This window comes from Croceitalea sp. P059, from assembly GCF_031846365.1.
Taxonomy (GTDB): domain Bacteria; phylum Bacteroidota; class Bacteroidia; order Flavobacteriales; family Flavobacteriaceae; genus Croceitalea; species Croceitalea vernalis.
This window is the reverse complement of sequence record NZ_JAVRHW010000003.1, coordinates 246,224-258,360: the sequence shown is the minus strand read 5'-3', so window position 1 is coordinate 258,360 and position 12,137 is coordinate 246,224. Positions and strand designations below refer to the sequence as shown.

The window sequence follows — 12,137 nt, the reverse complement described above, 5'->3', positions numbered from 1 at the left end:
TGATGTATTTCAACGATTTTTCACCCGGCGTATACTAAATAGTCTTTACCTAAGTTATATATTTAAATAAGAATAGCCCCAAATTCTATGCGAACACTATTTTGTGCTATCAATCTTTTCTTTTTCTGTGCCATTTTTAGTTTACAGGCACAAAACGCTCCAGACTGTAGAACAGCCATACCGGTTTGTGCAGATGCCCCAATTATGGGTACTGCAGACGGTAATGGAGATATTGACGATTTTGACCCAGATGTTATACGGCAAACAGGATGTTTAGAGAAAGGCAGTGTATCTTCTGCTAACATTGAAAATAACACCTCATGGTATGTGTTTAGAGCAGGAACAGATGGTCAAATTGGTTTTAATATCGAGGCCTTACCAGTTACACCTGGCGGAATTGTAACCTCAGAATGGGACTTTGCTCTTTATGGACCAGATTCAGATTGTGCTGGAATAAGTGATGGAACAGCACAGCCAATACGTTGTAACTATGAAGTAAATGACACAGATTTTACAGGAATTGGTATTAATCCTGATAATGGTCAAATTGGGGCTCCGAATGTTACGGGTAGTCAAAACACTTACGATGAATACATTGATGTTGTTGCAGGTGAAATTTATTATCTGCTCATCAATAATTTTAATACAAACTTTGACGGGGATGCAGAATCATTTGAACTTACTTTTACTGGAACATCTGTAAATGCCAATCAAGATACCGCACTAGATTGTACTTTACGCGATGAGTTTTTGGGTTTAGATATTATTGCCTGTGAAGGTGATCCAGATATCGTATTAACTGCATTAAATTCGCCGGCTGGTTCTGATATTGCAAATATTGAATGGAGTGTTGATTATGATGATGATGGAACTATTGATGATATTTTAACTGGAACAGGAGTTTTTGGTTCTGAATTGGTGGTTACTAGCCCAAATTCTGGTAGATATTTCGTTACCATTACCACTGCATCTGGTACACCACCAACGGTTATTGATAATGGTGGTATTTTAATTACATTTTTTGCTGTTCCCGTTTTACAAGAAGTTATAGTTCTTGAAGATTTAATTACTTCAGATGATCCAGATTCTTATAATGTTGAAATCGTAGTTGACGGTGATGGGTCATACGAGTACGCAATAAATGGTGGTGATTTTCAAGACGACCCCATTTTTCTTGATGTGCCCCCAGGAATCAACACAGTAATTATTAATGATAAAAACGGTTGTGGAGCAACTGAGCCTATAGAGTTTGTCGTTGTTGGCTACCCTAAATTCTTCACCCCTAATGGAGATGGAATTCATGATAATTGGAATGTTTTAGGAATTAATCAGTTGATAGATCCTTCAATATTTATTTTTGATCGTTATGGAAAATTATTAAAACAATTGGATGAAACTACGCTAGGCTGGGACGGTACCTTTAATGGTACTGATTTACCTTCTTCCGATTATTGGTTTAGAATTGAATATGAGAGAGATGAACAAACCGCAATAGTTGCCAAGACAGTTAGAAATCACTTTTCACTTGTACGATAAAAAAAGGCCAACTTTTCAGTTGACCTATTCTTGCTATTTTCTTTTTAGAATTTTAAAGTATACGATAAGGTAACATTCGTATTAATTCTATCAACTAATGCGGAATTTACAATACCGCTGTCAAACAGTAGTTCACTCACCTCTTGTTCGGTTCTGTTCACGGCTAAATCCAATTTACTGCCTCCAAAATCATATCCTATACCACCTGAATAACCTTCTAAGTCACCAATAATTCCTTCAGTTTCATAGGGACTTTCTTCAAAGCGATATCCACCTCTGAGGCTAACGCGGTCAATCCGATATTCACCACCTATTCTATAAGTGTTAACATCGCCAAGTTGATTTGCAATAAAATCATTTTCAGCAGCAAAGCTCGGATCAGAGTCTGGTCGTAATTCAGCCCGAGACATATCTTGATACCCGTAGTCAAAACTCAAAAGACCGTCTTTACCAAAAACGACGGCTAGACTACCTGTAAGCTTGGAGGGTATTTGTATGCGATATGCCTCAAAAAGATTTACAATATTGAAATCTATAAAGTTAATATCATTATCTGCGAGCTCTGAATTTATTCTTTGTGAGGTATCGTCTGTTAAGTTATACCATGTTGGTGATTGATAACTTCCACCAACTCTTATATTATCGTTCAACTTGGCAATTGCGCCTAGGCTAAACGAGAAGCCAGTGCCTTCGGTATGTAAAAAGTTATCAAATGTGGTGTTCTGGATAGGTGAGCCGGTGTCATAACCTGTTTCATCAAAAAAGCTAACCTTATCATAAAAGATGGTATGAAAGTTTAAGGAAGCGCCTAGGTATAAATTGTTTTGATATTGACCGGCTAAATTTGCTGTAAACTTACTATTATAACCACTGGTACTTTGACGATATTGTTGATTGACATTTGAGTATTGTGCGTTGGAAACATAACTTGTATTGGCGTTATTAGTATCATCCGTTGGATTGATAACTCCTCCAAAATATCCTAGAAATGCCTGTTGGTCCGCAAAACCTTGTTGTGCACCGATTCGAAGGTAACCTTCTTCCAAAAATTCATTTGACCCTAATAGTAAATCACCAAAAGGAACCCCTTGAGCAAAGTTTAGAAAATAATTGTCAATCCCTTGGTCCGTATTACCTGAGGCAAAAAACTCATTGTCAAAATTTTGAACCAAATCGTAATTAAGGGCAAGAGCAATTTTTTTCCAGGGAGAGTTTGGCGATTTAAAAACAAAAACTCCACCCACTTGATTGAATTCTAAAGAATTTAAATCGGTGTTTTGCGTACTGCTGCCATAAGTGGCATCGTTATTTCTATTATAGTTTGTTCCACTAATGCCGAATTGACTGTAATTAAAAACAGCCGAACCCGCCGGATTAACATTTAATGAAGATAAATCTCCTCCTAAAGCTCCAAAAGCTCCTGACATTGCTTGATAACGTGCGGTACCTTGAAGGTTTTCAGTGCCAAATCTGACCACATCATTGATATTTTGGGCTGTCGCAATTAAACATACCATACCCATTATGAAAGTTAAAATGCTTCTCATTTTGTGTTCTTTAATTATTATAAATGAATTTGGAATTAGTTTCGTCGTCCACTACTTCTTCCACCTGAAGATCTACTTCCAGATGATCTGCTTGAACCACCAGAACTTCTTACGCTACCTGAACTTCTAGAGCTACCTCCTGAACTTCTATAGCTACCGCTGCTTCTTGAGCTGCTTCCAGAACTTCTATAACCAGAACTTCTACTTGATGATCTTGAGCCAGAGCTTCTGTAAGAACCTGAGCTTCTTGAAGAAGAACGACTATAAGTACTAGTTCTAGGTACAGAACGTGTTGAAGACTGGTATCCTCGAGTACTTCGAGTCCCAATTGAACTTCTACTAGTTCTTGTTCCACTACTATAACCACTAGTTCTTGGAGTAGTTGAGCGACTTGCTTGACTACTGCGTGAAGAACGATTGTAATTAGGTACTGCTCGAGTACTTCTACTGGTGCGATAACTGCGATTTCGTGCAATTGCATCGGCATTAATTGATCTGCCAGTTGTTCTAGTTCTACCTTGATAAGTTCTAGAGCTTCTGGTAGCTGCACTTCTAGAAGTCGCACTTGAGCGACTAATATTTGAACGACCACTATTTGAGCGAAGTCTAGAGGTACTTGTTCTTGAATCATTAAGAACATTAGATCTGCCTCTTAATGCATTTGATGCGAATGTATTTCTTGAAGATGCTCTTCTTGTTCTATTGTAGGCTACGTTATTATTATAATATCCTCCATAATAAGGTCTATTCCATCCGTAACCAGCATAGCCCCAATTATTCCAGCCGTAACCACCATTCCAGCCCCAAGCATTATTCCAACCCCAACCGAAGCCACCGCCCCAGCCCCAGCCGTAAGCGCCGCCCCAACCAAAGCGATTCCATCTCCATGGGTTGTTCCAACCCCAACCCAAGCCACCGCCCCATAACCAAGGATCATTCCATCCCCAATTATTACCGCCGTAAACGTTGATGCTTAAATTCGTAGGATTGTCTCCCCAACCGGGGTTGCCCTCATACGTATTGTTATATGCTAAATAATCTGTTTGTTCTCCTAATGGAATAGTGTCGTTTTGTACTCCACTATAATACCCATCTACATCAGTAAAGATTTCTGATTCTAGTATTTCGTCGTACTCATTAGCTTTTTCTCCAAAATAATCACCATAAATATTATTTTCTAGCTGTGTTGTTTTTACAGCTTCAGCCGACTTTTTCTCAACAGCAACTGTTTGGTTACCATTAGAATAAATTCCATCGTCGTCGTAATAAGAAGCTTGTTGGTATGAGCCACATGATACCATTATGATTGCCATTAAGGGTAATAAAACGACAGACTGAAATTTTTGGTGGAGTAGCGAATGTTGCATCTTTTTATTTTTATTGTTGAACATATGAAAAATAGTTAGTTTTACCACACTATTTTTGTTAATCAAGTCACAAGTTTTGTGCCAAACTATATTTAATGGGAAAAAAATTAACGAGTAGAGCAGAAGATTACTCTAAATGGTATAATGAACTTGTTGTTAAGGCAGATTTAGCCGAAAATTCAGGTGTAAGAGGTTGTATGGTAATAAAGCCATACGGTTTTGCGATATGGGAGAAGATGCAGGCTGGTCTTGACAAGATGTTTAAAGATACAGGACATCAAAATGCTTATTTCCCTTTGTTTATACCAAAATCATACTTAAGTAAAGAAGCCAGTCACGTGGAAGGCTTTGCTAAAGAATGCGCTGTAGTTACGCATTATAGACTTAAAAATGCAGAAGACGGAAGTGGTATCGTAGTTGATGAAGATGCTAAACTTGAAGAGGAACTAATTGTTAGACCAACCTCAGAAACTATTATTTGGGATACTTATCGTAAATGGATTCAATCTTATCGTGATTTACCACTTTTAATAAACCAGTGGGCAAATGTCGTTCGTTGGGAAATGCGTACGCGTTTGTTTTTAAGAACAGCTGAGTTTTTATGGCAAGAGGGGCATACAGCTCACGCAACTGAAAAAGAAGCTATTGAAGAAGCCGATATGATCATGCATCTTTACGCTGATTTTGCTGAAAACCATATGGCAGTGCCCGTGATTAAGGGGACAAAAACGGAAAGTGAACGTTTTGCTGGTGCGGTTGAAACCTATTGTATTGAAGCATTAATGCAAGATGGTAAAGCTTTACAAGCTGGTACATCACACTTTTTGGGTCAAAATTTTGCGAAAGCTTTTGATGTAAAATTTGCAAATAAAGAAGGAAAACAAGATCATGTTTGGGCTACTTCATGGGGTGTTTCAACACGGTTAATGGGTGCTCTGATTATGACGCATAGTGACGATAATGGTTTAGTACTGCCTCCAAAATTAGCGCCAATTCAAGTGGTTATTGTGCCTATTTATAAAGGAGAAGAACAACTTGATGCTATCACTGAAAAGGTTAATCCCTTAGTGAAAGAACTGCGTTCTAAAGGTATCTCGGTTAAGTATGATAATCGTGATACGCATAAACCTGGTTTTAAGTTTAATGAGTATGAATTAAAAGGAGTACCTGTTAGACTTGCCGTTGGCCAACGTGATTTAGAAAACGACACGTTTGAAATAGCGCGAAGAGATACTTTAGAAAAAGAAACTATTACATCTGGTGATGCGGTTGAAAAAATCACTACGCTTTTAGAAGATATTCAAACCAATATTTATAGTAAAGCCAAAACCTATCAAGAGTCGCATATCACGAACGTCGATAGTTATGATGAATTCAAGCAGGTTTTAGAAGAAAAAGGAGGATTTATTGCCGCACATTGGGACGGAACCACGGAAACTGAAGATAGAATCAAAACAGAAACAAAAGCCACAATACGCTGTATTCCTATTGATGTTATTGAAGAAGAGGGGCGGTGTATGGTCACTGGTAAACCTTCTTCATTTAGAGTACTTTTTGCCAAAGCATATTAGTAGAACTAAAAAATCATAATTAGGCCTTGCAATACTTAAAAATAGTTGTATTTTTGCATCCGCAATTATGCGACCCTAAGGCCCGTTCGTCTAGGGGTTAGGACGCCAGGTTTTCATCCTGGTAACAGGGGTTCGATTCCCCTACGGGCTACGAAGTTCATTTAAATATTGAAAATAAAGTGTTATACTGAGTTTACAGTGTGACATAGATATTTTGAATATTTAGTTCATGGCCCGTTCGTCTAGGGGTTAGGACGCCAGGTTTTCATCCTGGTAACAGGGGTTCGATTCCCCTACGGGCTACAACAATAAAAACATAAAAATGTTGAATCAAAAGATTCAACTTTTAATTTTAAAATAAAGTAATGGCAAATCATAAGTCGGCATTAAAGAGAATTAGAAGAAACGAGGCAGTACGTTTACGTAACAGATACCAACATAAAACTGTTCGTAACGCGATTAGAAAATTGCGTGGTGAAGAGGATAAAAAAGCTGCTGAAACTATGTTGCCTTCAGTTGTTAGTATGATTGATAAGCTTGCTAAGCGAAATATCATTCACCCAAACAAAGCTTCTAACTTGAAAAGCAAATTAATGACTAAAGTGGCTACGTTGTAGTATTGGTCATTTATCATATAAAAAAAAGCCCTTCATTGAAGGGCTTTTTTAGTTTTACTGTTCTGTTTTAATATTGGAGGTGTTTCGATAACCAGGGTTGTCTTTATACCAATCAGAGTAACTATCTCCTCCTGATGATGCCCAATTATTGAAAAAATTATAGGCCTGATTCACTGGTACACGCTCTTTAGGTACTTTAAAGTTATGCATGATGTTAATAGCCCAAGGTAATCTCGAATCTGTTTGATAATTGCCATCAGGATCTTGATTTACACCTTCAACATCTACGGTATTAAGGCCTAGGCTTGTGCGTAACCTATTAGGTAAGTGAATTTCTCTTCCTCTTTCTTTATTAATGATTAAAAAGGCATTAAAAGGTGCGATACCCAATTGTGCAGTGGTTATTGGTGTGGTGAATTTAACGTTAACCTCTGAAGGTAGACCAAGCATGGTTTCATTATTGTCAAATAGTATGATTACCGCTCTACTTTGTCCTTCTTCAGTACCGTTGGCTGCAACATTAATGTAATTTTCTGTTAGAACGTTACCAATAACCGACTCGATTTGGTTAGGTGCTATACTTTCTAATTCGATACCCATACCATTAGTGAAACCAGCCCCGTCAGAGGTAACTTCAAAGAAAATATCTAATTGAACTACTTCATTTAATGCATTCTGAATAGCTACAAATCTGTAATTTACTGCCGTATCGTTAAAGTCATAATCTCCTAAGTATGGCCATAAGTCTTCAAAAGCTAAAGTACCCCAGCCATATTTACTGGGCGTAAACGTTTCAAAAGCTTTGTCGGCGTCATCAGGATATTCATCATCACTATCCGGTATACCATCGCCATCTGTATCGGGATCTTCGGTATCAGTGGTGACGGTATACGTTGTTAAATCATTTACCGTACGTCCTAGACTAACACCAGAATCGGAGTTAGGACCATAAACATATTCCCATCCACCGGTTACGGTATCCATAATAATCAAATCAGAATTTGAACCGTTTGCCGCTAACCAAAGCTCGTTATTAGAATCAAAGGTCATTGAGGTAGGATTAAAAGGCAAGTTATCTGAGCTTATGCGCGTAGCTTGATAAATATTGTTGTTATCTAAATCTAAACGATATAAGCCTCCGAAACTACTTAAGAATATCGTGCCATCCGCTGCAAAGGCCAAATCACCTCCACCGGTAACATCAAGGTTGTTGATGTCCCATGTAGATAGTACTGAAGCGTTTGATGGATCAATTGAGTAAACCCTAGCACCACTCGAAAAATATAATAGACCGTCATTGTCATTAAACGCCAAACGTGGACCTCCCATACCAAGATTGGAAATAGTTGTCCACGCATCATTAATCATATCATAACGCATTAATGGGTTTCCATTATTTTTTCCAATAGAATATAAATACATGTTGGCATGATCAATGGCTGCGGTATAACTTCCCATAGGCATAGCAGCTAGTTCTTTTAAACTACCATTGAGTGGGTTTATTGAAAATAATTGCCCTGATCCATTAACAGCAAATAAAGTGTCAATCTCAACATTTTTAGCACCCATTCTACTTTGAGTGATTTTGTGTTTAAAGCTTGCTATTTCGGCCTGCCTTATTTTGTTGGTGGCATCTGAAAATATATAGTTAGCAGCCCCATTTTGAATATCGACTATTTGAGAAGTAAACATATTGCCTTCTTTTCGGCGAATATATACCTGTGAATAGTAAGACGGTGACATGATAGTTTGTTCTAAAACACCATTTACCGGCCTTCCTTTAAATAAAATTTGATTGAGTTCATCAGATTCAAAAGTTACTGCAGTATCGGCCTGTCCTTCATCATTGATAATATCAACCTCTTCAATATTGTATTGTCTATCGTCGTAGGCATAAACCGTATAGATGGCATTTGAAGCATTATCGTTTATAGTAACAGTTACCGTTTCTGAGGTTTCAAACTCAAAACCTTCTGGTATCTGTAAATTAGTGATGTCATTCGTTGATGATTCTTCCTCTTCTTCAACAACGTTTTCTTCTTCTGGACTTACAGTTTCAGTGAGTGTGTCCTTAACACACGACTGTATGGTAAGCAGAAAAACAGGAATAAAAAGGAATCTAAAAATGCTTTTTGTATTCATAGCTTTAAAATTTGAGCCCCCAAATATCATTTTTTTGGAGGGCAAGTAGGTGTTGTAATATTTGGAACAAGGGTAAGTTTAGATGTAAGGCCAAAATCTATCGATAATTGGTTCGAACATAAAAACTCTAACAAATGAACGAAAAAGACTACAAAAAGATATAAATATCCGATGAACTGCACCGAAATGTTGTGTAGTTAAAGAAATCTGATGTGAACTGGAATTTAATGGAAAGCTTTACGACGGCCTAGAACAAGACCAATTAGAAAGAAGGAATACGAGATCACAATTAATATTTTTAGAATAGCTCTAAAATGGTATTCAATCCAAATCTCGGGTTTTAAAAAGCCAATAACATATAAGAAAGGAAAAAATAGATGAAATATGAGTAAACTTAAACTTACCCAAAGCATCAGGTTTCTTTTATTGAAAAATCTCGTGCTTTGAATTCTTTTTTCTTTGAAATAGAGTAGAACGAGCAGTATCAAAAAAAAAGATGCCAAGGCCTTTGAGTAAAATAGACCAGTATGCAAGGGGTTTTGAAAAAAACAACTAATTAAATAGGTGCTCAGTACAATGAAGCTTCCCCAACGTACCAGTGTTTTGTGTGCATGTTTTTTAAGTACACGATAATATACCCAACTAAAAAAGCTTAGCATGATTACACTATACAAATTGTAAATACCAACATTATGCCAGGAATATGCCAAATCGGAAAAAAAGCTAAAATGTTCGTAGGTTATAATAAAGTAGCCAAGCAATTCCGTAAAGAAGGTATAAGCAATATAAATAGGAAAGTATTTTAATGCGGTATCAAAATATTGGCGATAGTTAACAATTGCCACTATAAGAATGACCAGATAGAGAACAATCGTATAACCTGATTTTAAAAATTCTATCACTAAATAAATTTAACGAAATGCTCTTCTTTTACTTAAATAGAAACCGATGCAAAAAAGTAAATACATTATAATAATTAGTATTTTTTGAAGTGTCCCTAGATCATATTTAAACCAAAAATAAGAATCGAAAAAATTGATAAGAAAAATTAGAGGAAAGAAAAAGTAAAAAGAGAGCAGTCCAAATGAAATCCATGTCATTAGATTGTATTTTTGAAACTCCCATTTAATTTCAAATTCTTTTATTTCCTTAAGATATATCGATATTATCACAACGAGAATAAAAGAAGCAAAAACCACGGCAAAGATTAGAACTTGAATTAGAGGGTTTTGAAAAAAACAGTTAAAGACAAAAAAAGGTAAAAAAGAAAGGGCTAAAAATTTAATTAGTTTTTTTCTTTTTAATGATTTAACCAACTTCCAATAAATATAATAGAAGTAAGGAAAGAAAATCAAACTGTAAATGTTGTATAGAATGTCGTTAGAATATTCATATTTATTAAAAAACACGAATTCTTTTGATGTGCCAATTATATAACCTAAGAGCTCATTCAAAAATGTATAAGCAATTATCATAGGAAAAAACCTTATCGGAGTGTCAAAATACTTTTTATAGTAGATAACGGAGACAATCCAAGTAATTCCATAAACGATAATAAAATAATTATGTTTTAGAAATTGAATGAGCTCTTCAGTCATTTTTTAAAAGTCCCCATTTTTTGGTGGACAACAGTTACCAAAATTTAAAATAAGACTAGTTCCAGAATTAACTGTTTCTTCTTCTTCTCCTTTAAAATAATCACTGATTAATTTTGCTTGCCCGTCTTCAGCAATATAAATACCTCCAAATCCAGATTTAACCTTAGCTGCTGGGACAAAAAACACTGTGTTATGTCTATTGTCAACCCCTTTTTTATTACCATAATTTCCTAAATAAATTCTCAAACTATCAATTGAAGTGCCTCCTGTTTTTGCTTCTTGTTCTGCATAATTGATATATTCTTTAATAGTTTCAATATCAAAAGAAACAAACTGTGTGGGTACAAAAGGTTTTTCATCTTCTTGATATTTCGCCTCCATTTCAACAATGTTTGTTGCCCTTCGGTCTTCATAATTAACGTATAAAGAATCCGCTTCTTCAAGAGAGATGATTTGTTTAGGAGCTTCGTAAATAACTTGTTCGGCTTCCGCGGCAATGGCCGCAGGGTTTTCTTTTTTTGGCTGTTCTTGGCATGATGTCAGTATAACTGTTAACCCCAAAAATGACCAGAATAATTTGTTAGTGTTTTTCATACATAAAGTGTTAAAAGATTACAATAGCTGGGGGAATCTTCGCTAAAGATATGCTTTTTATTTCAACACATTTAACAAAAAACCCCAACGGTAGCTACCATTGGGGTTTGATTTACGCCAGATTTAATATCAATCCCAATGATACGGTGGAGGGGCACCACTCCCTCTATTAAACATTGTGGTTATCAAGGCTTTTTCTTTGGTGCTGTCCCATCTATCATTTCTAAGGTCAAGTACGTTTTCTTTGGGAGCATCGAAAGAGGTGATCACTGCGGTTTTTGACCCTTCTACAGTTGGGGCAAAAAACAAGGTTACCAGATTAGCAAACATGCCTTCACTCTCATAATCGTTCTTTGCACCAAAAATGGCATTGATGCCCGAGATGCCAATGTTGTTTTCCTGAGCTTGTTCGCACAAGAATGAAATATAGTTTTCAAACTCCCCTTTTTCGTAATAAACAAACCTGCTATCAGAAGCTAACTTATCGCTGTTTGGGGCCAATATTGTATCATGGTAATTGTTATAAAGCTCAATGGCCTTGGCACTTGATACCATACCTGAACTCGAGAGAACCAAGCTTTGTGATGTAGAGTGGAGCCCTTTAAAGTTTTGAACATCACTATGGTCTTCACCCGGGAAGCGGTATAGATAGGTTATATTGTCATTGTCCAAAGAGAATGCCCTTTGAAGATCAAGTTTTTCGTCATAGGTGACAGGAGCTATTAAAACCGTTCGATTACCTTTTTTTGTAGCCCCCAATAAAAAAGCAAACCTTGTGATTTCTATGTCCCTGTTAGCACATAGTTCTATTACATTATTGAAATAGTTTTTGAGCCCATCAAGTTCAAACCATGTAGCCTTGGTTTGATTTTGAATGCCATTGGCAAGCCTTGTGTTGTAGAAGTTGTTGTAGTAGACTTTGGCCATTTCAATGTCAATGGACTTTTGTGGTAGGGCAACTTGTTTGTTTGCGCTACTTTGAAGCACAAAAACATCAGCTGCACTGTTCAAAACGTGTCTTTTCATTTTGTAGAATTAAAGGGTTAATAATGTATCTTAAAATATCCCTTTAAGGTAAGAAAAAACTTCATTTTTAAAATGAAATCAATGTTATTAAAAAAGTGAAAGCAATATATTTACCAAAAAACCCCAATGGTATTCCATT

8 protein-coding genes and 2 tRNA genes are annotated in these 12,137 nt (G+C 36.4%); 5 read left to right on the top strand and 5 right to left on the bottom strand.

The annotated features are described in order from the left end of the window. Nucleotides 1-87: 87 nt before the first annotated feature. The gene (locus RM542_RS11310) at nt 88-1,536 is read left to right on the top strand and encodes a T9SS type B sorting domain-containing protein (RefSeq protein WP_311385857.1); all 1,449 of its coding nucleotides are present in this window, start codon (nt 88-90) and stop codon (nt 1,534-1,536) included. 44 nt (nt 1,537-1,580) lie between these two features. Here the strand turns inward: RM542_RS11310 and RM542_RS11305 are convergent, their stop codons facing one another. Further along, entirely contained in the window at nt 1,581-3,083 is a 1,503-nt protein-coding gene (locus RM542_RS11305; RefSeq protein WP_311385856.1) for an outer membrane protein transport protein, read from the bottom strand. A 35-nt stretch (nt 3,084-3,118) separates the two neighbouring features. Continuing rightward, nucleotides 3,119-4,450: a hypothetical protein gene (locus tag RM542_RS11300; RefSeq protein WP_311385855.1), complete on the bottom strand. Its 1,332-nt coding sequence runs from the start codon at nt 4,448-4,450 to the stop codon at nt 3,119-3,121. A gap of 95 nt (nt 4,451-4,545) precedes the next feature. Between RM542_RS11300 and proS the strand changes: the two genes are divergently transcribed. The 4 genes from proS to rpsT all read left to right on the top strand — a co-directional run bounded on the left by proS (nt 4,546) and on the right by rpsT (nt 6,638). Then, nucleotides 4,546-6,021 (top strand): proline--tRNA ligase, encoded by a 1,476-nt coding sequence (proS, locus tag RM542_RS11295; protein ID WP_311385854.1) that lies wholly within the window; start codon nt 4,546-4,548, stop codon nt 6,019-6,021. 79 nt (nt 6,022-6,100) lie between these two features. Continuing rightward, a tRNA-Glu gene (locus RM542_RS11290) sits at nt 6,101-6,172 on the top strand. Nucleotides 6,173-6,252: 80 nt separating this feature from the next. Beyond that, nucleotides 6,253-6,324: transfer RNA gene (locus tag RM542_RS11285), tRNA-Glu, on the top strand. Between the two features lie 62 nt (nt 6,325-6,386). Then, nucleotides 6,387-6,638 (top strand): 30S ribosomal protein S20, encoded by a 252-nt coding sequence (gene rpsT / locus RM542_RS11280; protein ID WP_311385853.1) that lies wholly within the window; start codon nt 6,387-6,389, stop codon nt 6,636-6,638. Between the two features lie 54 nt (nt 6,639-6,692). Here rpsT and RM542_RS11275 read toward each other — a convergent pair whose 3' ends face one another. From RM542_RS11275 to RM542_RS11265, 3 genes are all read right to left on the bottom strand, one after another. Then, on the bottom strand, nt 6,693-8,780 hold the full coding sequence (locus RM542_RS11275) for an LruC domain-containing protein (protein WP_311385852.1): 2,088 nt from the start codon (nt 8,778-8,780) through the stop codon (nt 6,693-6,695). A 1,601-nt stretch (nt 8,781-10,381) separates the two neighbouring features. Then, complete coding sequence (locus RM542_RS11270) at nt 10,382-10,972, bottom strand: hypothetical protein (RefSeq protein ID WP_311385851.1); 591 nt, start codon at nt 10,970-10,972, stop codon at nt 10,382-10,384. A gap of 129 nt (nt 10,973-11,101) precedes the next feature. After that, on the bottom strand, nt 11,102-11,998 hold the full coding sequence (locus RM542_RS11265) for a hypothetical protein (protein WP_311385850.1): 897 nt from the start codon (nt 11,996-11,998) through the stop codon (nt 11,102-11,104). Between the last annotated feature and the right edge of the window lie 139 nt (nt 11,999-12,137).